Consider the following 19720-nt stretch of genomic DNA (forward strand, 5'->3'; position numbering starts at 1 on the left):
CCAGACATTACTCACCCGTCCGCCACTCGTCACCCGAGAGCAAGCTCTCTGTGCTACCGTCCGACTTGCATGTGTTAGGCCTGCCGCCAGCGTTCAATCTGAGCCATGATCAAACTCTTCAATTTAAAGTTTGATTTGCTGAAACCAGTTCAGCGATGCTCATCTGTAAAACGTCATAATGAATTTCATTATGTGTTCACTCGTGAGGCTTTGATATTTTTTGCGTCCAAAGACGCTGATATCAATCCTGCGAGTGCCCACACAGATTGTCTGATAAATTGTTAAAGAGCAGTGCGAACAGTGCGTTAGCGTCCTGTCGCGAGGTGGCGTATATTACGCTTTCCTCCTGCAGAGTCAACCTCTTTTTCAGAAGTTTTTCTCCGGCGGGTCAGTCTCCTGAACCTTCAACCCGTTTCCCGTTGCCGGTGTGCCGTGTCGATGGAGGCGCATTATAGGGATCCCGTTTCGGAGCACAACCCTTTTTTAGGATCTTTTATCTGAACGGTTATAAATGATCCAGATTGGTGAGATCGCCAGCGATCCGCGTCAGAATTGGCTTGTCAGCTGGCTAAAATGGCATCAGGCTGCAGCGAAAACAGAACAAAGGAGAACAAGATGACTTCCGCCCTACGTCCCTATAAAGATCTTTTCCCGCAAACTGGCCAGCGCGTTATGGTCGATCCAAGCAGTGTTGTCGTCGGTGATGTGATTATGGAGGATGATGTGAGCATCTGGCCGCTGGTTGCGATCAGAGGTGATGTGAATCAGGTCCGCATTGGTGCCCGTACTAATGTGCAGGACGGCAGTGTTCTGCACGTCACGCATAAATCAGCCGCCAACCCCCAGGGCTTCCCTCTTATTATTGGTGAGGACGTCACCGTCGGGCATAAAGCGATACTACACGGCTGTACCATTGGCGATCGCGTGCTGGTCGGAATGGGATCGATTCTGCTGGATGGCGTAATAGTAGAAGAAGAGGTAATGATTGGTGCCGGAAGTCTGGTGCCGCCGGGTAAAAGGCTGGAGAGTGGCTATCTCTACCTAGGTAGCCCGGTAAAGCAGGTCAGGCCGCTGAATGACAGTGAGAAGGAAGGTCTGCGCTATTCCGCTAATAACTATGTTGGCTGGAAAGATGATTACCTGGCGGGAAATAACCAGATCCAGCCCTGATTATCTACATCATCCTGACGAATGGCCGCTTCGGCCTCATCTTCCAGATCCCAGCGATGGTGCTGAAACAGCGCCATCGCCTCCCCTTCACCAAAGCGTGAAACCAGAGACTCACGGCTGATTGCACAGTTCAGCCGCATGCCGTTGACCATTACTGGAAAACAGACCGCGTTCAGTTCAGCGTCATAGGATTCCTCATCCGGGAACTGTATCGCCTGATTCATGGCTGCATGGCCTGCTTAAGCTGAGCAATCACGGGCGTGATTTCCGGCATCACACCGTGCCATATGTAGAAAGCATGCGCAGCCTGACCCACCAGCATCCCCAGTCCATCAGCCAGATGATCACTCCCTTGCGCCTGACACCAGCGTAAAAAAGGCGTCAGCCCGCTTTGGTAAAACATGTCGTAGCAGCGCACTTCAGAATGGATGACCTCTGCAGGTAAAGGAGGCGTTTCTCCATTCACACCACTTGAAGTGGCGTTGATGATCAGATCAAAGCGCTGATCCGCCAGCTGCTCAAAACCAGATGCCCGGATAGTCCCGCTCGCGCTAAACAGGTTCGCCAGCTCTTCAGCACGCGCGGCGGTACGATTGACAACGGTAAGCGTCACGCCTGCTGAAAGCAGCGGCAGAATGACACCGCGAGCGGCCCCGCCCGCTCCCACCAGCAAGACATTGTCGCCAGCGTTGATCATATTTAGCCGTTCAAGATCGCTTAACAAGCCGATACCATCCGTGTTGTCCCCCAGGATCTGCCCATTACTGAGCTTTTTAACGGTGTTTACCGCACCGGACAGAGCTGCACGTTCGCTGAGCTGATCGGCAAATTCCCATGCCTGCTGTTTGAAAGGTAACGTCACGTTGGCACCACGACCTCCCTGCTCGAAAAAAGCAGAAAGCGATTGAGGGAAACCATCAACCGGGGCACAGATACGACCATAGCGATGTTCAATGCCCGTCTGCTCAGCGAAAGCCTGATGGATCAGCGGCGATTTACTGTGGCTGATCGGATTACCAAAAACGGCGAAGTGATCCATGAATTAACCCTGACGTATAAGTTCGCCGCTGATGACATCGCGGATTTCAGAAGGATTGAGTCGTCCACCCGTTTTACCCCACAAAACCGGGAACTGCTCACCAAACTGCTGCTTCACTTCTTCAGCCGTACGGCAGGGAGAATGGCCTGACAGGTTTGCGCTGGTCGAGACCAGCGGTTTGCCAAACGCGCGGCAAAGGGCCTGAACATCAGGATGGTCACTGACGCGAATGGCCAGTGAATCAAACTGTCCGGTAAGCCAGCGAGGCGTCTGTGGCGGCACGGGTACGACAAAAGTCACCGGTCCGGGCCAGCAGGCAAACATTCGCTCCCGCTGGAGCACAGAAAGTTCGCGCGCCGAGATGTAAGGCTCAAGCTGACTGTAATCAGCCGCAATCAGGATGAGCCCCTTCTCTACCGGGCGCTGTTTCAGCGTCAGCAACGCCATAACGGCAGATTCACTGTCTGGGTCACAGCCCAGACCAAATACGGCTTCCGTAGGATAGGCGATGACCGCCTGACGATTCAGATGCTCTAAACAGGTCTCAAGTGAATCGGCGAGGTGTTGATTTTCCATGGTCTATGAATTCTCTTCAGCGATGGCTTTGCCACAACTCTTACTGGCGCAGAAGCGCTTAACGCCCTGAGCCGTTTTTTTCTCAACTAACAGCGGATACTCACAATAAGGACAGATTCCGGCAACGGGTGTCAGATTGACGACAAACTGGCAGGCCGGATAACGATCGCAGGAATGAAACGTTTTGCCATAACGGGAACGCCGCTGAACTAACCGGCCTTCATGACACTGTGGACAGGCCAGCAAGGTTTCATCCGGTTTATCGATGGTTTCTGTGTATCCGCATTCCGGATAGAGGCTGCAGCCGATGAACATGCCAAAACGTCCCTGCCGCAACACTTTATCCGCACCGCATTCAGGACAGGCGTGGCCTTCCAGCACTTTGACCACATGGCCATCGGCCTGACCTTTTAAAGGTCGAATGTAATCACAAGCCGGGTAGTTCGCGCAGCCCAGAAAAGGACCGTGTTTACCGGAGCGGATAACCAGTTCTGCCCCGCAAGCGGGGCAGGGATCCTGTTTACGCACGGTGAAGAGTGCAGCTTTACTCATAGCGATCAATGCATGAAAGGAAATTTAATGCAGCATACCTTCATTGGCGTCGAATAGCAGTTCTTCCATCTGCTGATAGGCATTTTCACATCCCGGGATGTTGAACAACACCATCAGCACTACCCATTTGAGATCCTCAAGGTCAAACTCAGAGGTATCCAGCGCCATGATACGTTCGATGACCATTTCACGGGTTTCCAGGTTCAGCACCTGAATCTGCTCCAGGAATAGCAGGAAACCACGGCTGTCAGCATCTAAACGTTTGCTCTCTTCATCGGTATAAATACGCATTGAGAGCGGATCATTTGTCAGTAAAATTGGTTCTACCAGTCCTTCCTGATAGTCAGCCAGTCTTTCTAACCAGTTCAGCGCACTGTAAACATCTTCACGATGGAACCCGGCATCCGTCAGGTCGTCTGTCAATCTGTCCTGATCAACACCCATTTCTGCTTCGTTGTGGATATATGTCTCAAACAAGTACATCAGTACGTCGAACATGGCATGCCCTCCTCAATCGGACATAGCCGCCGGGTACAGCTGCGATCCATCCTGCTAACTCCAGTTCCAGCAACTGAGCTGAGATAACTGGCACAGATTGGCCGGCACGTTCAGCGACAACGTCAACAGGTGTAACATCATCTCCTACGTTAGCCAACACATCAGCAAATGGCAATGGAGCATCGTCCCTCATCTCAGAATAAATTTCATCCGCCGTAGCCACGGGTAGCCAGTTAAGTGCATTTGCCAGATCTTCTACGATGTTATTAGGATGAGCCACCAGCAGCGCGCCCTGCTGAATCAGCCAGTTTACGCCTTCGCTTAACGGGTTGCCGAGCGCGCCAGGTAAGGCATAGACATTCCGATTTTGCTCCAGCGCATAACGGGCCGTCACCAGTGAACCACTTTTCAGCGAGGCTTCTATCACCAGCACTCCGTGGCTCAGGCCGCTAATGATACGATTTCTGCGTGGAAAATTAAGGGGATGCGGTATGGTCGTCAGTGGAAACTCAGAAACGATAGCACCGCCCTGCTCGACGATCTCTGCGGCAAGGCCTGTATGTTTTTTGGGATAAAGACGCTGCAATCCGCTTCCTAACACCGCCACCGTTTTACCGCCCACGTTGAGTGCGGCCTGATGCGCAACGCCATCAATGCCCCGCGCCAGTCCGCTGGTGATGGTCAATCCGCCCACGCTTAAATGCTGGGTAAACCAGTCGCACCAGTAACGGCCATAGTGAGAGCTGTTCCGGCTTCCCACAATTGCTAACTGAGGTGTACTGAGAACGGCAGGATCGCCATCAATATAGAGCAGGGGCGGAAAACGATTGGTTTCTTTAAGGCGGGCTGGATAAGCTGCATCCAGAGCGGTAATCAGATGATGAGCGGGGCTCTGCGCCAGCCAGGAACAGACATGCTCAATATTTTTTTCATTAAATTCATAGTATTGCTGCCGCTGGCTGGCGTCTAACCCAAGCCGGATAAGCTGCTCATCGTCTGCTGGTCCGGCACCTGTCTGCTGCGCCACGTCAACCCAGCGTTTCCCTGTCATTCCGGTGACGGCAGCCAGCCGCACATACTGCCCTATTTTGTCCATCCCCAGCTCCCTGATTGCCTTTGCTTCCTGCCGTAAAATGCTGTCAATCAGGCCTCGAAAAGTCTACAATATGAGGCAGTAATCTTTTCTTAACCGAATACAGATCTGGATATTTATGTCAGTTTTGCAGGTATTACATTTCCCTGACGAGCGTCTTCGCAAAGTCGCCGCGCCCGTTAAAGAAGTTAACGCAGACATTCAGCGTATCGTTGATGATATGTTCGAGACGATGTATGCCGAAGAAGGTATCGGTCTTGCGGCGACGCAGGTCGATATTCATCAGCGTATTATCGTGATTGATGTCTCTGAAAGTCGTGAAGAGCGTTTAGTCCTGATTAACCCTGAGCTGCTGGAAAAAAGTGGCGAAACCGGTATTGAAGAGGGTTGCCTCTCTATTCCGGAACAGCGCGCGTTTGTTCCACGTGCTGAGCGGGTAAAAGTCCGCGCACTTGATCGCGACGGTACAAGTTTCGAGCTGGAAGCCAGCGAGCTATTGGCCATTTGCATCCAGCATGAGATCGATCATCTGGAAGGCAAACTGTTTATTGATTATCTGTCGCCTCTGAAGCGTCAGCGAATCAAAACGAAGTTAGAGAAACTGGCGCGTCAGAACGCGCAGGCTTCCTGAGATCTTAAGAAGGGATAAACGTGTCTGCCCCGCTAAAAATCATCTTTGCCGGCACACCTGACTTTGCAGCGCGTCATCTTGACGCGCTGCTTGCTTCTGAACATCAGGTTATTGGCGTATTCACTCAACCCGACCGTCCTGCGGGTCGCGGTAACAAACTCACCCCAGGTCCGGTTAAAACGCTGGCGCTGGCGAATGACATTCCGGTTTATCAGCCTGAATCACTGCGACCGGAAGAAAATCAGCAGCTGGTTGCTGACCTCAAGGCCGATGTGATGGTTGTTGTGGCCTATGGATTGATTCTGCCAAAGGCCGTGCTGGATATGCCGCGTCTCGGCTGTATCAACGTTCATGGTTCGCTGCTGCCACGCTGGCGTGGAGCCGCACCCATTCAACGTGCGCTCTGGGCTGGCGACAGTGAAACCGGCGTGACCATCATGCAGATGGACGTCGGTCTGGATACAGGCGATATGCTGCATAAGCTCGCTTGTCCGATTACCGCTGAAGATACCAGTGCAACCCTCTATGACAAGCTGGCACAACTTGGACCTCAGGGGCTGCTGGATACGCTGACCTTACTGAGTACACAGCAGGCTTCACCTGAAAAACAGGATGAGACCCTGGCCAACTATGCTGAGAAGCTCAGTAAAGAGGAGGCGCGTCTTGACTGGACACTCTCTGCAGAACAGCTCGAACGCTGTATTCGCGCGTTTAACCCGTGGCCGATGAGCTTTTTCACCATTGACGGTCAACCGGTAAAAGTCTGGCAGGCAAGCGTTCTGCCTCACCGCGATCGTTCACCGGGTGAAATTATCAGTGCGGATAAGCATGGCATACAGGTGGCGACGGCTCAGGGTGTACTGAATCTGCTGCAGTTACAGCCCGCCGGTAAAAAACCGATGTCGGCTCAGGATCTTCTCAACTCGCGCCGGGAATGGTTTGAACCTGGAACCCTTCTGGACTGACTTCCAGGCCCGGTCACTCACCGGGCCTTTTGTTTGATGACAAAACCCTATGACTAAATTAATCAACCTGCGAAGCCTCTCCGCTCTACTTATTAAGCGTGTGGTCGACAAGGGCGAATCCCTGAATACGGCACTCCCCGCCGCCCAGAAAAAACTCTCTGACAAAGATAGCGCGTTAGTGCAGGAAATTTGTTTTGGCGTATTGCGCACATTGCCGCAGCTGGAAGCGCTGATTGGCAAACTGATGGAGCGTCCACTGACCGGCAAACAGCGGGTTCTGCACTATCTGATTATGGTCGGGCTTTATCAGTTGGAATATACCCGAGTGCCTGCCCATGCCGTACTGGCAGAAACCGTCGCGGGCGCCGAAGTCCTGAAGCGTGCCAGCCTGAAAGGCTTATTAAATGGGGTATTACGCCAGTTTCAGCGCCAGCGGGAAGAGCTGCTCGCCAGCATTCAGGATGGCCCGCAGCGTTATCTGCATCCGGGCTGGCTGCTTAAGCGATTGCAGCACGCCTGGCCGGAACAGTGGGAGCATATCGTCGAAGCCAATAATCTGCGTCCGCCGATGTGGCTGCGGGTTAACCGTCAGCATCAGGAGCGTGATGCGTGGCTGGCCTTGCTGGTCGAAAGTGGCAGGAATGCCCAGCCTGCTGACGATGTGCCGGATGCGCTGCGGCTTGACGCGCCTGCCCCGGTCAGTCAGTTACCCGGCTTCGACCAGGGTTGGGTGACGGTGCAGGATTTATCCGCTCAGCGCTGTGCTTTACTGCTTGAACCGCAAAATGGCGAACAGATTCTGGATTTATGTGCGGCTCCTGGCGGTAAAACGACCCACATCCTTGAAATCGCGCCGGAAGCCCAGGTGCTTGCCGTTGATGTGGATGCGCAGCGCCTTAAACGTGTTGATGAGAATCTGCAGCGGCTGGGTTTAAAAGCGCAAGTGAAACAGGGTGATGGACGGACGCCGCAACAGTGGTGTGGTGAACGTCAGTTTGATCGTATTCTTCTGGATGCGCCCTGCTCTGCGACCGGTGTGATCCGACGCCATCCTGATATTAAGTGGCTGCGCCGCGATCGCGATATCGCTGAGCTGGCAAAACTTCAGAGTGAAATTCTTGATGCCATCTGGCCGCACCTGAAACCCGGCGGTACGCTGATTTATGCCACCTGCTCTATCCTGCCAGAAGAGAATCATCAGCAGATAGAGGCGTTCCTGCAACGCCAGCACGATGCCCGGGCGGAACCGCTGCGGGATGCGCCCGCGAACGGGTTGCAGGTCTTCCCGCAAGCAGAAGGCGGTGATGGTTTCTTCTACGCTAAGCTGATAAAGAAATCGGGCACAAATTGAGATGAGTATTGATAAGCGATGAAAATAATCATTCTGGGTGCAGGACAGGTTGGCGGAACCCTGGCAGAAAATCTGGTAGGTGAAAACAACGACATTACGGTGGTCGATACTGACTCTTCGCGCCTGCGTCATCTGCAGGACAAGTTCGATTTGCGCGTTGTTCAGGGTCATGGTTCACATCCTCGAATTTTGCATGAGGCGGGTGCGGAAGATGCCGACATGCTGGTAGCCGTAACCAACTCGGATGAAACCAACATGATTGCCTGCCAGATTGCTTATTCGCTTTTCAATACGCCGAATCGCATCGCCCGTATCCGCGCGGCAGACTATCTGCGTGATGCAGACAAATTGTTTATACCTGAAGCGGTGCCTATCGATCATCTGATCTCACCTGAGCAGCTGGTAATCGATAATATCTACCGGCTGATTCAGTATCCTGGCGCATTGCAGGTAGTTAACTTTGCTGAGGGAAAAGTCAGTCTGGCAGTGGTAAAAGCCTATTATGGCGGGCCGCTGGTGGGAAATCCGCTCTCGATCATGCGTGAGCATATGCCACATATTGATACGCGTGTAGCTGCGATATTCCGTCAGGACCGCCCTATTCGTCCGCAGGGCTCAACCATCGTAGAAGCGGGCGATGAAGTCTTTTTCATCGCAGCAAGCCAGAACATTCGTGCGGTGATGAGTGAAATGCAGCGGCTGGAGAAACCTTATAAACGGATTATGCTGGTCGGTGGCGGCAACATCGGTTTCGGTCTGGCGCAGCGGCTTGAGAAGCACTACAGCGTTAAGCTGATTGAACGTAATCCCCAGCGCGCAGCGGAACTCGCAGAACATCTGCATGACACGGTAGTTTTTTATGGCGATGCGTCCGATCAGGAGCTGCTCGCTGAAGAACACGTTGAGCAGGTCGATCTGTTTATCGCCGTTACCAACGATGATGAAGCCAACATCATGTCTGCCATGCTGGCGAAAAAGATGGGTGCGAAGAAGGTAATGGTGCTGATCCAGCGCCGCGCTTACGTCGATCTGGTCCAGGGCAGCGTCATTGATATCGCTATTTCCCCTCAGCAAGCCACAATCTCGGCTCTGCTGGGTCATGTGCGCAAAGCGGATATCGTGGGCGTTTCATCACTACGACGCGGTATTGCAGAGGCGATCGAGGCGATAGCGCATGGTGACGAGTCGACTTCACGCGTTGTAGGTCGTTCGATTGATGACATCAAACTGCCACCAGGAACCATTATTGGCGCAGTCGTTCGTGGTGATGATGTGATGATTGCCAACGATAACCTGCGTATTGAACAAGGCGATCATGTCATCATGTTCCTGACCGATAAGAAATTCGTGTCAGATGTGGAACGTCTCTTTCAGCCGAGTCCGTTTTTCCTGTAAATACCGCTTTTACAGGCTAACTCCGCATACAGCATGCAAAACCGCTGCTTAATTGGCTGTGTTGATGGAAAAAACAGTGAGGTTTGTTAGACTTTATGGCGTTGGCTTGGGCAAGGAGATAAGTATGAGTTTAATCAAAGAGTTTCGTGATTTCGCAATGCGCGGCAATGTAATGGATTTAGCCGTGGGTGTCATCATCGGTGCGGCATTCGGCAAAATCGTTTCATCATTAGTCGCTAATATCATCATGCCACCATTAGGCCTGCTGATCGGCGGAGTCGATTTCAAATCATTCGCCTGGGTTCTTAAGCCTGCAACAGGCGATGCGCCAGCTGTTGTTATGCAGTACGGTATCTTCCTTCAGACCATCTTTGATTTCGTCATTATCGCTTTCGCGATCTTTATGGCGATTAAATTGATGAATCGTCTGTACAAGAAAAAGGAAGTGGAGAAGCCGGTTGCTAAACCGTCAAACGAAGAAGTCTTACTGACCGAAATCCGCGATCTGCTGAAACAGCAGAACAACCGGGTATAGTGAACAAGCCGCCTTAAAGGCGGTTTTCTTTACTGAAAAAGCAGAAGTGCAGTGATAAGACGCTTTCTTATCACTGCCCTCCCATCCAGATCCCTTACCATGTTTCTCTTTCCGCTTAAAACTGCCCTTACCCTTTTGCTTCTGCTCAATACGTTGTCGAAATAACGGGTCGTGCAGCAAAGCCTGAATCGCGTTATCGCGAATTTGCCCTTTAGTGTGCTGATATTTACTCATAACGCCTCCTGTTGAGATGGTCAGATACTCTATTCCTTTGCTGCAAAATAACAAGATGCTTATTTACTCAACGTCTCTCCCCGCTCCAGCGCCTCAAGAATTGAGCACGAAATGCTACTGTGACTGTCACCACAACATGCGTCCGAGAGGTGACGCAAAGAACGTTGCATCGTTTCCAATTCCGCGATCATCTGAGCCACTTCACTTAGCCGTTTTTCAACGATCGCTTTCGATTCCTGACAGGTATGATGCGCAGGATCCACCCGGATAGAAAGTAGTTCTCTGATGGCTTCAAGGCTAAACCCCAGTTTACGACCGTAGCGGATGAATTTCAGACGCTGAAGATCGGCATCGGTGTAAAGGCGAAATCCCCCTTCAGTACGACCGTCATGATCCATCATCTGCTGTTTTTCATAAAAACGGATGGTGTCTGGCGTGACCTCAGCAAGTTTAGCTAACTGTCCGATGCGAAACATCTACTCCTCCTCGCTGAAGTGATTCTGAAGGGCTGTCGAATAATCACTATGCAAAAAATCAGTGCTCATACCCGCCTGACGTAATCGCAGCTCCAGCAACTGAAGTCGATGACAATGATCCTGATAGCGATGATCTGCAGGATCAAGCTGGCGAATAAGATCGTTCACTTCCATGGCCTCCCGTCTTAACGCCAGCTCCGGCGGCAGAAAGCCCGAATTTTTAAGTAGCCGGTAGCCCGCTCTTAATTCAGGAGGAACATGACTGTCATCATCCAGCTGTAACGGCTTGCCTGAGCCCGGAAGATTGCTCAGCTCACCCTTTTCCAGCGCTGCCTTAATGTGCTGTTCAGCAAGTTCATCAACCAGCCACATAATTGGCTCCTTTGAGAACGAAAGACATCTTTCTAAGGTAGTAAATTTCAGGCAATAAAAAACCCGCCGAAGCGGGTTTTTTACGTTGCTACAGATTACTCTGCGGCTGCTTCTGCTTGAGCTTCTGGACGATCAACCAGCTCGATGTAAGCCATCGGAGCGTTGTCACCAGCACGGAAGCCACACTTCAGAATACGAGTGTAACCACCGGCACGGCTCGCGAAACGCGGGCCCAGCTCATTAAACAGTTTTGCCACGATCTCGTTATCACGAGTACGGGCGAATGCCAGACGACGATTAGCTACGCTGTCGGTCTTGGCAAGAGTAATCAGCGGCTCAACTACGCGACGCAGTTCTTTGGCTTTCGGCAGAGTCGTTTTGATGATCTCATGACGAACCAGAGAACCGGCCATGTTGCGGAACATAGCCTGACGATGGCTGCTGTTGCGGTTCAGTTGACGACCACTCTTACGATGGCGCATGACCTTATCCTTCTCAGTGAAACCTTAACCTGTGATCTGATTATTCATCAGCAATGCTTGCTGGCGGCCAGTTCTCGAGACGCATGCCCAGAGAAAGACCACGCGAAGCCAGCACATCTTTAATCTCAGTAAGAGATTTTTTACCAAGGTTAGGCGTTTTAAGCAGCTCAACCTCGGTACGCTGTACCAGATCACCGATGTAGTGGATAGCTTCTGCCTTAAGGCAGTTAGCAGAGCGGACAGTCAATTCCAGATCGTCAACAGGGCGCAGCAGGATCGGATCGAATTCTGGTTTCTCTTCTTTAACTTCCGGCTGACGTACATCACGTAAGTCAACGAAAGCTTCAAGTTGTTCTGCCAGAATGGTTGCCGCACGACGAATCGCCTCTTCAGGATCGATTGTACCGTTGGTTTCCATTTCGATGACCAGCTTGTCCAGGTCGGTGCGCTGCTCTACACGCGCTGCTTCAACATTGTAGGCGATACGGTCTACAGGGCTATAGCAAGCGTCAACTAACAGGCGACCGATTGGGCGCTCATCTTCTTCCGAATGAATTCGGGCAGAAGCCGGCACATAGCCACGTCCACGCTGAACCTTGATACGCATGCTGATAGCAGCGTTCTCATCGGTCAGATGGCAAATGACATGCTGAGGCTTGACGATTTCGACATCACCATCATGGGTAATGTCGGCTGCAGTCACAGGGCCAATGCCAGATTTATTCAGGGTCAGAATAACTTCATCTTTACCCTGAACTCTTACCGCCAGCCCTTTCAGGTTGAGCAGGATTTCCAGGATATCTTCCTGTACGCCCTCTTTGGTGCTGTACTCATGAAGTACACCATCAATTTCAACCTCGGTCACCGCGCAACCCGGCATGGATGAAAGCAGAATACGGCGCAGTGCGTTACCAAGAGTATGGCCAAAGCCACGCTCTAAAGGCTCAAGGGTCACCTTGGCGTGCGTCGAACTCACTTGCTCGATATCTACCAGGCGCGGTTTTAGAAACTCTGTCACAGAACCCTGCATTGTGTCCTCTCTTTGGTACTAAGCTTTACTTGGAGTAAAGCTCGACGATCAGGTGTTCGTTAATGTCCGCAGACAGATCGGTACGTTCAGGAATACGCTTGAACACACCTTCCATCTTAGTCGCATCAACTTCCAGCCAGGTTGGCTTTTCACGCTGCTCAGCCAGCTCCAGAGCGGCCTTCACGCGAGATTGCTTTTTGGCTTTCTCACGGATGCTAACGACATCATTCGGAGATACCTGATAAGAAGCGATGTTAACAACGCGGCCATTTACCAGAACAGACTTGTGGCTTACCAGCTGACGTGCTTCTGCACGAGTGGCACCAAAGCCCATACGATAAACTACGTTGTCCAGACGACCTTCCAGCAGAGCCAACAGGTTTTCACCGGTGTTGCCTTTCAGACGAGCTGCTTCTTTATAGTAGTTACGGAACTGACGCTCCAGCACGCCGTAGATACGACGAACTTTCTGCTTTTCACGTAACTGACCGCCGTAATCAGACAGACGCGGTTTACGCGCACCATGCTGACCAGGGGCTTGTTCAATCTTACACTTGGAATCAATCGCGCGAACGCCAGACTTAAGGAATAAGTCAGTGCCCTCACGACGGCTCAGCTTGAGCTTAGGACCCAAATATCTTGCCATTTTCTTTCTCCAACTATCCTAAAAAAACGGGCGTTATACGCGACGTTTTTTCGGCGGACGACAACCGTTATGAGGGATCGGAGTCACATCAGTAATATTAGTGATGCGGAAACCAGCGGCGTTCAAAGCACGAATCGTAGATTCGCGACCTGGACCCGGACCCTTTACCATAACTTCCAGGTTCTTAATTCCGTAATCTTTTACCGCTTCTGCACAGCGCTCTGCAGCGACCTGAGCAGCAAACGGAGTGGATTTACGTGAACCGCGGAAACCGGAACCACCGGCGGTTGCCCAACCCAGTGCGTTACCCTGGCGATCAGTAATGGTAACGATGGTGTTGTTAAAAGAAGCATGGACATGAGCCACGCCATCTGAGACTTGTTTTCTTACACGCTTGCGTGCACGAACTGGTGCCTTTGCCATTATTTACTCACCCCGATTATTTCTTGATCGGTTTACGCGGACCCTTACGGGTACGTGCGTTGGTCTTAGTACGCTGACCGCGAACCGGAAGACCACGACGATGGCGCAAACCACGGTAGCAACCAAGGTCCATAAGACGCTTGATGCTCAGGGTGATTTCACGGCGCAGATCACCTTCTACAACGAATTTCGCAACTGCATCACGCAGCTGATCAATTTGTTCTTCAGACAGCTCACTGATCTTAACATTTTCAGCAATACCCGTTGAAGCGCAGATGGCTTTTGAACGGGTTTTACCGATACCGAAGATCGAAGTTAATGCGATAACGGTATGTTTCTGATCAGGAATGTTAATGCCTGCTATACGGGCCACTATGCACTCCTATAATTAAACAAGCACGTCCCATGCTGAAAAGCCCGTTTTCAGGATACTCAAATGGAAACGTACTGACATACAAAAGATTGGCTGGCTAATCTAGCCAGCTCAACCCGACTTTGCAAGAAAAATATGTGACAAAATCAGCCTTGGCGCTGTTTATGCTTTGGCTCGGCGCTACAGATCACACGTACGACACCGTCGCGACGAATGATTTTGCAGTTACGACATAATCTCTTGACGGAAGCACGAACTTTCATTTTTACTCTCCGTAACTTCTCAACCAACTGAATTAACGGCCGTAGCCTTTCAGGTTAGCTTTCTTCAGTGCCGACTCATACTGACTGGACATCATCAGAGTTTGCACTTGAGCCATAAAGTCCATGATGACGACAACTACGATGAGCAGTGAAGTACCGCCAAAGTAGAAGGGAACCTTCATCGCATCACGCATGAACTCCGGGATAAGGCAGATAAAAGTAATATACAGCGCGCCGATTAAGGTCAGTCGCGTCATCACTTTATCAATATACTTCGCCGTTTGCTCTCCCGGACGAATTCCCGGTACGAATGCACCAGACTTCTTCAGGTTATCTGCTGTTTCACGTGGGTTGAAAACCAACGCCGTATAGAAGAAACAGAAGAAGATGATTGCAGTCGCATAGAGTAGCACATAAAGCGGCTGTCCTGGCTGCAAATACAGCGAAATTGTTGTCAGCCAGTTCCAACCGGTACCGCCCCCAAACCACGATGCAATCGTTGCCGGGAACAGAATAATGCTGGAAGCAAAGATGGCTGGAATAACACCCGCCATATTCACTTTCAACGGTAAATGTGTGCTCTGTGCAGCGTAAACGCGACGACCCTGCTGACGTTTTGCGTAGTTCACCACGATGCGGCGCTGACCACGTTCAACGAAGATAACAAAGAAGGTCACTGCGAATACGAGTACTGCAACCAACAGCAACAGAAGGAAGTGCAGGTCGCCTTGCCGCGCTTGCTCGATGGTATGGCCAATGGCCGGCGGAAGACCCGCAACGATACCTGCGAAGATAATGATCGAAATACCGTTACCGATACCACGTTCAGTAATCTGTTCGCCCAGCCACATCAGGAACATCGTTCCTGAGACCAGACTCACAACAGCGGTAAAGTAGAAAGCAAAGCCTGGATTCATGACCAGGCCTTGCATCCCTGGCATATTCGGCAGACCGGTAGCAATACCGATAGACTGAAATATGGCCAATACCAACGTACCGTATCGGGTGTACTGACTAATCTTGCGACGGCCAGCCTCCCCTTCTTTCTTAATTTCCGCTAACGCTGGATGAACCACCGTTAATAACTGGATGATAATCGATGCCGAAATATACGGCATGATACCCAGTGCGAAAATAGAAGCACGGCTAAGAGCACCACCAGAGAACATGTTAAACATTTCTATGATGGTGCCACGCTGTTGCTCAAGCAGTTTGGCAAGTACAGTGGCATCAATACCAGGGATTGGAATAAAAGAGCCAATGCGGAAGACAATGAGTGCGCCGATTACAAACAGCAGTCTGCGTTTCAGCTCACCAAAGCCGCCTTTGGCACTTTGAAAATCTAATCCCGGTTGTTTAGCCATCTGCTACTTATTCCTCGATTTTACCGCCAGCAGCTTCGATTGCAGCACGAGCACCTTTGGTGACACGCAGTCCGCGAATCGTTACCGGTGTAGATACTTCACCAGACAGAATTACTTTAACGAATTCAATCTGAACACCGACAATGTTGGCTGCTTTCAGCGCGTTCAGGTCGACGATACCGCCTTCAACTTTCGCCAGATCAGACAGACGAATCTCTGTAGTGATCATTGCTTTGCGAGAGGTGAAACCGAACTTCGGCAGACGACGGTACAGAGGCATCTGACCACCTTCGAAACCGCGACGTACGCCACCGCCAGAACGTGAGTTCTGACCTTTGTGACCACGACCACCGGTTTTTCCGAGGCCAGAACCAATACCACGACCCAGACGCTTGGTAGCGTGCTTAGACCCTTCGGCCGGAGACAGAGTATTTAAACGCATCTCTTACTCCTCCACTTTAACCATATAGTAAACCGCGTTAACCATACCGCGTACTGCAGGCGTGTCTTCACGCTCAACGGTGTGGCCAATACGACGCAGACCCAGGCCAACCAGAGTGGCTTTATGCTTAGGCAAGCGGCCGATTGAACTACGGGTTTGAGTGATTTTAATAGTCTTAGCCATCGTGATTACCCCAGAATTTCTTCAACGGATTTACCACGCTTAGCAGCGACCATTTCCGGAGATTTCATATTGCCCAGGCCGTCGATAGTTGCACGAACCACGTTAATCGGGTTAGTAGAACCATAGGCTTTTGCCAGTACGTTATGAACTCCAGCGACTTCCAGAACGGCGCGCATTGCACCACCGGCGATGATACCGGTACCTTCTGAAGCCGGCTGCATGAACACGCGGGAACCCGTGTGTGCACCTTTAACAGGGTGCTGCAGGGTGCCGTTGGTCAGCGCGACGTTAACCATGTTGCGACGGGCTTTCTCCATCGCTTTCTGGATTGCTGCTGGAACTTCACGCGCTTTACCGTAACCAAAACCTACGCGACCATTACCATCGCCTACCACAGTCAGTGCTGTGAAGGAGAAGATACGACCACCTTTAACAGTTTTAGAAACACGGTTTACCGCGATCAGTTTTTCCTGCAGTTCGCCAGCTTGTTTCTCGATGTGTGCCATCTTAGACCTCTACCTTAGAACTGAAGGCCAGCTTCACGGGCAGCATCTGCCAGTGCCTGGACGCGACCATGATATTGGAAACCGGAACGGTCGAAAGAAACACCAGTGATGCCTTTTTCGATTGCGCGTTCTGCAATAGCTTTACCTACTGCAGCTGCGGCTTCTTTATTACCGGTATACTTCAGTTGTTCAGTGATAGCTTTTTCTACAGTAGAAGCAGCGACCAGAACTTCGGAACCGTTCGGGGCGATTACCTGTGCGTAAATATGACGCGGGGTACGATGTACCACCAGGCGAGTAGCACCCAGCTCTTTGAGCTTGCGACGTGCACGGGTCGCACGACGGATACGAGCAGATTTCTTATCCATAGTGTTACCTTACTTCTTCTTAGCCTCTTTGGTACGCACGACTTCGTCGGCGTAACGGACACCCTTGCCTTTATAAGGCTCAGGACGACGGTAGGCGCGCAGGTCCGCAGCAACCTGACCAATCAGCTGTTTATCAGCGCCTTTCAGCACGATCTCAGTCTGAGTTGGACATTCTGCAGTGATACCCGCGGGCAGCTGGTGATCGACTGGATGAGAAAAGCCCAGAGACAGGTTTACCACGTCGCCTTTAACGGCTGCACGATAACCTACACCAACCAGCTGCAGCTTCTTAGTGAAGCCTTCGGTAACACCGATAACCATTGCGTTCAGCAGCGCGCGAGAAGTACCCGCCTGCGCCCAGCCGTCAACGAAACCTTCGCGCGGAGCGAAAGTCAGAGCGTTGTCAGCATGCTTAATTTCAACAGCATCATTGATAGTACGAGTCAGCTCGCCGTTTTTACCTTTAATCGAAATTACCTGACCGTCGAGTTTTACCTCTACGCCGGCAGGAACAACGACAGGTGCTTTAGCAACACGAGACATATGTATCCTCCGATTACGCTACGTAGCAGATAATTTCGCCACCAAGACCTGCCTGGCGCGCTGCACGATCAGTCATGACACCTTTGGATGTAGAAACTACAGCGATGCCCATACCAGCCATTACCTTTGGCAGCTCATCTTTTTTCTTATAGATGCGCAGGCCAGGACGGCTTACTCGCTGAATGCTTTCTACAACAGCTTTGCCCTGGAAATACTTAAGAGTCAGTTCCAGTTCCAGCTTGATGTCGCCTTCGATTTTGAAATCTTCAATATATCCTTCTTCCTTCAGAACGTTGGCAATTGCCAATTTCAGCTTGGAGGAAGGCATGGTGACCGCAACTTTGTTCGCGGCCTGACCGTTACGGATACGGGTCAGCATATCCGCGATCGGATCTTGCATGCTCATCTGTGTTACTCCCGTGATTCAATTGGTGACAATTACCAGCTAGCCTTTTTCAGACCCGGAATTTCACCGCGCATGGCGGCTTCGCGGACCTTGATACGGCTCAACCCAAACTTCCGCAGGAAACCGTGCGGACGACCTGTTTGACGGCAGCGGTTACGCTGACGTGAAGGGCTGGAATCACGCGGCAGACTCTGCAGCTTCAGAACAGCATCCCAACGGTCTTCGTCGGAAGCGTTCACATCAGAGATGATCGCTTTCAGTTCAGCGCGTTTAGCGAAGAATTTGTCTGCTAATTTTGCACGCTTAACTTCGCGCGCTTTCATAGATTGCTTAGCCATTAAGTAACCCTACCTTACTTACGGAACGGGAAGTCAAAGGCAGCCAGCAGAGCACGGCCTTCATCATCAGATTTCGCAGTAGTGGTAATGGTGATATCCAAACCACGAACGCGATCGACTTTGTCGTAGTCGATTTCTGGGAAGATGATCTGCTCACGTACACCCATGCTGTAGTTGCCACGACCATCAAATGACTTAGCGGACAAGCCACGGAAGTCACGGATACGTGGAACTGCAATGGTGACCAGACGCTCAAAGAACTCCCACATGCGCTCGCCACGCAGAGTTACTTTACAGCCGATCGGATAGCCCTGACGGATTTTGAAGCCTGCAACTGATTTGCGTGCTTTGGTGACCAGCGGTTTTTGACCGGAGATTGCTGCCAGGTCTGCTGCTGCGTTATCCAGCAGCTTCTTGTCAGCGATCGCTTCACCAACACCCATGTTCAGGGTGATCTTCTCGACCCGAGGGACTTGCATGACAGAATTGTAGCCAAACTCTGTCATGAGTTTCTGGACTACTTCGTCTTTGTAGTAATCATGCAGTTTCGCCATCGTACTACTCCAAATTACTTGATAGTTTCGCTGTTAGACTTGAAGAAACGGACTTTTTTGCCGTCTTCGAATCTAAAGCCTACACGGTCAGCCTTACCAGTTGCCGCGTTGAACAGTGCAACGTTAGAAACCTGAATAGCAGCTTCTTTTTCAACGATGCCACCTGGTTGGTTCAGAGCCGGAACCGGCTTCTGATGTTTCTTAACCAGGTTGATACCTTCAACGATGACCTTACCAGAAGACAGGACATTCTTAACTTTACCGCGCTTACCTTTATCTTTACCGGTTAACACGATAACTTCGTCGTTACGACGGATTTTAGCTGCCATTGTTCGCTCCTTAGAGTACTTCTGGTGCCAGAGAGATAATTTTCATGAACTTTTCAGTACGAAGTTCACGAGTTACCGGCCCAAAAATACGCGTACCGATAGGCTGCTCACTGTTATTGTTCAGAATAACGCATGCATTACCATCGAAGCGAATGACAGAACCGTCCGGGCGACGAACACCCTTCCTGGTGCGCACCACTACCGCCTTCAGGACATCACCTTTTTTGACTTTACCACGCGGAATTGCTTCCTTGATGGTAACTTTGATGATGTCACCGACGCCTGCGTAGCGACGGTGCGAGCCACCCAGAACCTTGATACACATTACGCGACGTGCACCGGAGTTGTCGGCGACGTTCAGCATAGTCTGTTCTTGGATCATTTTAGTGCTCCGCTAATGTCAACTACTACTTCGGGACCTAAACCTCAGGTCGTTAGAAAGCCCCATAATTGAGGGCGCGGCATTGTAACACCGGTTCTCACAGATGGGTAGAAAAAATAAACGGCTCTCAATCGAGCCGCTGATTTTCCCTGATGACAGGGAGGGCGTATTCTAGGGAATAGTGCGAACAGTAGCAAATGT

32 protein-coding genes and 1 rRNA gene are annotated in these 19720 nt (G+C 51.1%); 6 read left to right on the forward strand and 27 right to left on the reverse strand.

Annotated features, from left to right (window positions below):
* Positions 1–125 (reverse strand): 16S ribosomal RNA (locus tag F3I20_RS22625); the annotation flags it as partial.
* 490 nt (positions 126–615) lie between these two features.
* Here F3I20_RS22625 and F3I20_RS22630 point away from each other — a divergent pair.
* The gene (locus tag F3I20_RS22630) at positions 616–1170 is read left to right on the forward strand and encodes a gamma carbonic anhydrase family protein (protein WP_150015827.1); all 555 of its coding nucleotides are present in this window, start codon (positions 616–618) and stop codon (positions 1168–1170) included.
* Here the strand turns inward: F3I20_RS22630 and F3I20_RS22635 are convergent.
* The 6 genes from F3I20_RS22635 to dprA are packed head-to-tail and all read right to left on the reverse strand — an operon-like array spanning position 1137 to position 4931.
* On the reverse strand, positions 1137–1394 hold the full coding sequence (locus tag F3I20_RS22635) for a DUF1488 family protein (RefSeq protein WP_150015828.1): 258 nt from the start codon (positions 1392–1394) through the stop codon (positions 1137–1139). The genes F3I20_RS22630 and F3I20_RS22635 overlap by 34 nt on opposite strands.
* On the reverse strand, positions 1391–2209 hold the full coding sequence (gene aroE, locus F3I20_RS22640) for a shikimate dehydrogenase (protein WP_150015829.1): 819 nt from the start codon (positions 2207–2209) through the stop codon (positions 1391–1393). The genes F3I20_RS22635 and aroE overlap by 4 nt, the downstream gene beginning before the upstream one ends.
* A gap of 3 nt (positions 2210–2212) precedes the next feature.
* Entirely contained in the window at positions 2213–2785 is a 573-nt protein-coding gene (gene tsaC, locus F3I20_RS22645; RefSeq protein ID WP_150015830.1) for an L-threonylcarbamoyladenylate synthase type 1 TsaC, read from the reverse strand.
* A gap of 3 nt (positions 2786–2788) precedes the next feature.
* Complete coding sequence (locus F3I20_RS22650) at positions 2789–3337, reverse strand: DNA topoisomerase family protein (protein WP_150015831.1); 549 nt, start codon at positions 3335–3337, stop codon at positions 2789–2791.
* A gap of 24 nt (positions 3338–3361) precedes the next feature.
* Complete coding sequence (smg, locus tag F3I20_RS22655; protein WP_013359228.1) at positions 3362–3835, reverse strand: DUF494 family protein Smg; 474 nt, start codon at positions 3833–3835, stop codon at positions 3362–3364.
* The gene (gene dprA, locus F3I20_RS22660; protein ID WP_150015832.1) at positions 3807–4931 is read right to left on the reverse strand and encodes a DNA-protecting protein DprA; all 1125 of its coding nucleotides are present in this window, start codon (positions 4929–4931) and stop codon (positions 3807–3809) included. Before dprA ends, smg begins: the two co-directional genes overlap by 29 nt.
* Positions 4932–5046: 115 nt before the next feature.
* Here dprA and def point away from each other — a divergent pair, with 115 nt between their 5' ends.
* The 5 genes from def (at position 5047) to mscL (ending at position 9805) form a co-directional block, all read left to right on the forward strand.
* Complete coding sequence (def, locus tag F3I20_RS22665) at positions 5047–5559, forward strand: peptide deformylase (protein ID WP_150015833.1); 513 nt, start codon at positions 5047–5049, stop codon at positions 5557–5559.
* 20 nt (positions 5560–5579) lie between these two features.
* A complete protein-coding gene (fmt, locus tag F3I20_RS22670; protein WP_150015834.1) occupies positions 5580–6524 on the forward strand; it encodes a methionyl-tRNA formyltransferase in 945 nt (314 codons plus the stop codon).
* A gap of 49 nt (positions 6525–6573) precedes the next feature.
* Complete coding sequence (gene rsmB, locus F3I20_RS22675; protein ID WP_150015835.1) at positions 6574–7875, forward strand: 16S rRNA (cytosine(967)-C(5))-methyltransferase RsmB; 1302 nt, start codon at positions 6574–6576, stop codon at positions 7873–7875.
* Positions 7876–7893: 18 nt separating this feature from the next.
* Positions 7894–9270 carry a Trk system potassium transporter TrkA gene (gene trkA, locus F3I20_RS22680; RefSeq protein ID WP_150038669.1) on the forward strand — a complete coding sequence of 459 codons (1377 nt, stop codon included), beginning with the start codon at positions 7894–7896 and terminating at the stop codon, positions 9268–9270.
* A 124-nt stretch (positions 9271–9394) separates the two neighbouring features.
* Positions 9395–9805, forward strand: coding sequence for a large-conductance mechanosensitive channel protein MscL (mscL, locus tag F3I20_RS22685; protein WP_150015836.1), 411 nt, complete (start codon positions 9395–9397; stop codon positions 9803–9805).
* Here mscL and F3I20_RS22690 read toward each other — a convergent pair.
* The 20 genes from F3I20_RS22690 to rplN form a co-directional block, all read right to left on the reverse strand.
* Positions 9755–10039, reverse strand: a complete 285-nt coding sequence (locus tag F3I20_RS22690) for an alternative ribosome-rescue factor A (RefSeq protein ID WP_150015837.1) — start codon at positions 10037–10039, stop codon at positions 9755–9757. The two genes, mscL and F3I20_RS22690, sit on opposite strands and share 51 nt — an antisense overlap.
* Before the next feature lie 59 nt (positions 10040–10098).
* Entirely contained in the window at positions 10099–10515 is a 417-nt protein-coding gene (zntR, locus tag F3I20_RS22695; protein WP_150015838.1) for a Zn(2+)-responsive transcriptional regulator, read from the reverse strand.
* Complete coding sequence (locus tag F3I20_RS22700) at positions 10516–10887, reverse strand: DnaJ family domain-containing protein (protein WP_150015839.1); 372 nt, start codon at positions 10885–10887, stop codon at positions 10516–10518.
* Positions 10888–10982: 95 nt separating this feature from the next.
* Positions 10983–11369: a 50S ribosomal protein L17 gene (rplQ, locus tag F3I20_RS22705; RefSeq protein WP_003850180.1), complete on the reverse strand. Its 387-nt coding sequence runs from the start codon at positions 11367–11369 to the stop codon at positions 10983–10985.
* Positions 11370–11409: 40 nt separating this feature from the next.
* Positions 11410–12399 (reverse strand): DNA-directed RNA polymerase subunit alpha, encoded by a 990-nt coding sequence (locus F3I20_RS22710; protein ID WP_003850179.1) that lies wholly within the window; start codon positions 12397–12399, stop codon positions 11410–11412.
* A gap of 25 nt (positions 12400–12424) precedes the next feature.
* The gene (gene rpsD, locus F3I20_RS22715) at positions 12425–13045 is read right to left on the reverse strand and encodes a 30S ribosomal protein S4 (protein ID WP_008927131.1); all 621 of its coding nucleotides are present in this window, start codon (positions 13043–13045) and stop codon (positions 12425–12427) included.
* A 33-nt stretch (positions 13046–13078) separates the two neighbouring features.
* Positions 13079–13468: a 30S ribosomal protein S11 gene (gene rpsK / locus F3I20_RS22720; protein ID WP_004160563.1), complete on the reverse strand. Its 390-nt coding sequence runs from the start codon at positions 13466–13468 to the stop codon at positions 13079–13081.
* 16 nt (positions 13469–13484) lie between these two features.
* Complete coding sequence (gene rpsM, locus F3I20_RS22725) at positions 13485–13841, reverse strand: 30S ribosomal protein S13 (RefSeq protein ID WP_003850176.1); 357 nt, start codon at positions 13839–13841, stop codon at positions 13485–13487.
* A 146-nt stretch (positions 13842–13987) separates the two neighbouring features.
* Complete coding sequence (gene rpmJ, locus F3I20_RS22730; RefSeq protein WP_010252805.1) at positions 13988–14104, reverse strand: 50S ribosomal protein L36; 117 nt, start codon at positions 14102–14104, stop codon at positions 13988–13990.
* A gap of 32 nt (positions 14105–14136) precedes the next feature.
* Entirely contained in the window at positions 14137–15468 is a 1332-nt protein-coding gene (gene secY / locus F3I20_RS22735; RefSeq protein ID WP_003850175.1) for a preprotein translocase subunit SecY, read from the reverse strand.
* 7 nt (positions 15469–15475) lie between these two features.
* A complete protein-coding gene (gene rplO / locus F3I20_RS22740) occupies positions 15476–15910 on the reverse strand; it encodes a 50S ribosomal protein L15 (protein WP_150015840.1) in 435 nt (144 codons plus the stop codon).
* A 3-nt stretch (positions 15911–15913) separates the two neighbouring features.
* Complete coding sequence (gene rpmD / locus F3I20_RS22745; protein WP_017345842.1) at positions 15914–16093, reverse strand: 50S ribosomal protein L30; 180 nt, start codon at positions 16091–16093, stop codon at positions 15914–15916.
* A 5-nt stretch (positions 16094–16098) separates the two neighbouring features.
* Positions 16099–16599, reverse strand: a complete 501-nt coding sequence (gene rpsE, locus F3I20_RS22750; protein WP_003850164.1) for a 30S ribosomal protein S5 — start codon at positions 16597–16599, stop codon at positions 16099–16101.
* 14 nt (positions 16600–16613) lie between these two features.
* Positions 16614–16967, reverse strand: coding sequence for a 50S ribosomal protein L18 (gene rplR / locus F3I20_RS22755; RefSeq protein WP_003850163.1), 354 nt, complete (start codon positions 16965–16967; stop codon positions 16614–16616).
* A gap of 9 nt (positions 16968–16976) precedes the next feature.
* Entirely contained in the window at positions 16977–17510 is a 534-nt protein-coding gene (gene rplF / locus F3I20_RS22760) for a 50S ribosomal protein L6 (protein WP_150015841.1), read from the reverse strand.
* Between the two features lie 13 nt (positions 17511–17523).
* Positions 17524–17916: a 30S ribosomal protein S8 gene (gene rpsH, locus F3I20_RS22765; protein WP_003850158.1), complete on the reverse strand. Its 393-nt coding sequence runs from the start codon at positions 17914–17916 to the stop codon at positions 17524–17526.
* A 32-nt stretch (positions 17917–17948) separates the two neighbouring features.
* Positions 17949–18254, reverse strand: a complete 306-nt coding sequence (gene rpsN, locus F3I20_RS22770; RefSeq protein WP_008927132.1) for a 30S ribosomal protein S14 — start codon at positions 18252–18254, stop codon at positions 17949–17951.
* 14 nt (positions 18255–18268) lie between these two features.
* Positions 18269–18808 carry a 50S ribosomal protein L5 gene (rplE, locus tag F3I20_RS22775; protein WP_003850155.1) on the reverse strand — a complete coding sequence of 180 codons (540 nt, stop codon included), beginning with the start codon at positions 18806–18808 and terminating at the stop codon, positions 18269–18271.
* A gap of 14 nt (positions 18809–18822) precedes the next feature.
* Positions 18823–19137, reverse strand: coding sequence for a 50S ribosomal protein L24 (gene rplX, locus F3I20_RS22780; RefSeq protein ID WP_003850150.1), 315 nt, complete (start codon positions 19135–19137; stop codon positions 18823–18825).
* Between the two features lie 10 nt (positions 19138–19147).
* Positions 19148–19519 (reverse strand): 50S ribosomal protein L14, encoded by a 372-nt coding sequence (gene rplN / locus F3I20_RS22785; RefSeq protein ID WP_006120590.1) that lies wholly within the window; start codon positions 19517–19519, stop codon positions 19148–19150.
* Positions 19520–19720: the final 201 nt, after the last annotated feature.

Origin of the sequence: Candidatus Pantoea gossypiicola (assembly GCF_008632075.1) — a bacterium.
Classification (GTDB): Bacteria; Pseudomonadota; Gammaproteobacteria; order Enterobacterales; family Enterobacteriaceae; genus Pantoea; species Pantoea gossypiicola.

What these genes read in the sequence shown, in the direction of transcription:
- tsaC (WP_150015830.1), bottom strand. Translation starts at nt 2,785, where the DNA reads ATGGAAAATCAACACCTCGCCGATTCACTTGAGACCTGTTTAGAGCAT.
- mscL (WP_150015836.1), top strand. Translation starts at nt 9,395, where the DNA reads ATGAGTTTAATCAAAGAGTTTCGTGATTTCGCAATGCGCGGCAATGTA.
- F3I20_RS22710 (WP_003850179.1), bottom strand. Translation starts at nt 12,399, where the DNA reads ATGCAGGGTTCTGTGACAGAGTTTCTAAAACCGCGCCTGGTAGATATC.
- trkA (WP_150038669.1), top strand. Translation starts at nt 7,894, where the DNA reads ATGAAAATAATCATTCTGGGTGCAGGACAGGTTGGCGGAACCCTGGCA.
- zntR (WP_150015838.1), bottom strand. Translation starts at nt 10,515, where the DNA reads ATGTTTCGCATCGGACAGTTAGCTAAACTTGCTGAGGTCACGCCAGAC.
- rplQ (WP_003850180.1), bottom strand. Translation starts at nt 11,369, where the DNA reads ATGCGCCATCGTAAGAGTGGTCGTCAACTGAACCGCAACAGCAGCCAT.
- rplO (WP_150015840.1), bottom strand. Translation starts at nt 15,910, where the DNA reads ATGCGTTTAAATACTCTGTCTCCGGCCGAAGGGTCTAAGCACGCTACC.
- dprA (WP_150015832.1), bottom strand. Translation starts at nt 4,931, where the DNA reads ATGGACAAAATAGGGCAGTATGTGCGGCTGGCTGCCGTCACCGGAATG.
- F3I20_RS22650 (WP_150015831.1), bottom strand. Translation starts at nt 3,337, where the DNA reads ATGAGTAAAGCTGCACTCTTCACCGTGCGTAAACAGGATCCCTGCCCC.
- rpsD (WP_008927131.1), bottom strand. Translation starts at nt 13,045, where the DNA reads ATGGCAAGATATTTGGGTCCTAAGCTCAAGCTGAGCCGTCGTGAGGGC.
- rpmJ (WP_010252805.1), bottom strand. Translation starts at nt 14,104, where the DNA reads ATGAAAGTTCGTGCTTCCGTCAAGAGATTATGTCGTAACTGCAAAATC.
- rplX (WP_003850150.1), bottom strand. Translation starts at nt 19,137, where the DNA reads ATGGCAGCTAAAATCCGTCGTAACGACGAAGTTATCGTGTTAACCGGT.
- rpsE (WP_003850164.1), bottom strand. Translation starts at nt 16,599, where the DNA reads ATGGCACACATCGAGAAACAAGCTGGCGAACTGCAGGAAAAACTGATC.
- aroE (WP_150015829.1), bottom strand. Translation starts at nt 2,209, where the DNA reads ATGGATCACTTCGCCGTTTTTGGTAATCCGATCAGCCACAGTAAATCG.
- rplN (WP_006120590.1), bottom strand. Translation starts at nt 19,519, where the DNA reads ATGATCCAAGAACAGACTATGCTGAACGTCGCCGACAACTCCGGTGCA.
- def (WP_150015833.1), top strand. Translation starts at nt 5,047, where the DNA reads ATGTCAGTTTTGCAGGTATTACATTTCCCTGACGAGCGTCTTCGCAAA.
- rsmB (WP_150015835.1), top strand. Translation starts at nt 6,574, where the DNA reads ATGACTAAATTAATCAACCTGCGAAGCCTCTCCGCTCTACTTATTAAG.
- F3I20_RS22635 (WP_150015828.1), bottom strand. Translation starts at nt 1,394, where the DNA reads ATGAATCAGGCGATACAGTTCCCGGATGAGGAATCCTATGACGCTGAA.
- F3I20_RS22630 (WP_150015827.1), top strand. Translation starts at nt 616, where the DNA reads ATGACTTCCGCCCTACGTCCCTATAAAGATCTTTTCCCGCAAACTGGC.
- F3I20_RS22700 (WP_150015839.1), bottom strand. Translation starts at nt 10,887, where the DNA reads ATGTGGCTGGTTGATGAACTTGCTGAACAGCACATTAAGGCAGCGCTG.
- rplF (WP_150015841.1), bottom strand. Translation starts at nt 17,510, where the DNA reads ATGTCTCGTGTTGCTAAAGCACCTGTCGTTGTTCCTGCCGGCGTAGAG.
- rpsK (WP_004160563.1), bottom strand. Translation starts at nt 13,468, where the DNA reads ATGGCAAAGGCACCAGTTCGTGCACGCAAGCGTGTAAGAAAACAAGTC.
- rplR (WP_003850163.1), bottom strand. Translation starts at nt 16,967, where the DNA reads ATGGATAAGAAATCTGCTCGTATCCGTCGTGCGACCCGTGCACGTCGC.
- smg (WP_013359228.1), bottom strand. Translation starts at nt 3,835, where the DNA reads ATGTTCGACGTACTGATGTACTTGTTTGAGACATATATCCACAACGAA.
- rpsN (WP_008927132.1), bottom strand. Translation starts at nt 18,254, where the DNA reads ATGGCTAAGCAATCTATGAAAGCGCGCGAAGTTAAGCGTGCAAAATTA.
- rplE (WP_003850155.1), bottom strand. Translation starts at nt 18,808, where the DNA reads ATGGCGAAACTGCATGATTACTACAAAGACGAAGTAGTCCAGAAACTC.
- rpmD (WP_017345842.1), bottom strand. Translation starts at nt 16,093, where the DNA reads ATGGCTAAGACTATTAAAATCACTCAAACCCGTAGTTCAATCGGCCGC.
- rpsH (WP_003850158.1), bottom strand. Translation starts at nt 17,916, where the DNA reads ATGAGCATGCAAGATCCGATCGCGGATATGCTGACCCGTATCCGTAAC.
- F3I20_RS22690 (WP_150015837.1), bottom strand. Translation starts at nt 10,039, where the DNA reads ATGAGTAAATATCAGCACACTAAAGGGCAAATTCGCGATAACGCGATT.
- secY (WP_003850175.1), bottom strand. Translation starts at nt 15,468, where the DNA reads ATGGCTAAACAACCGGGATTAGATTTTCAAAGTGCCAAAGGCGGCTTT.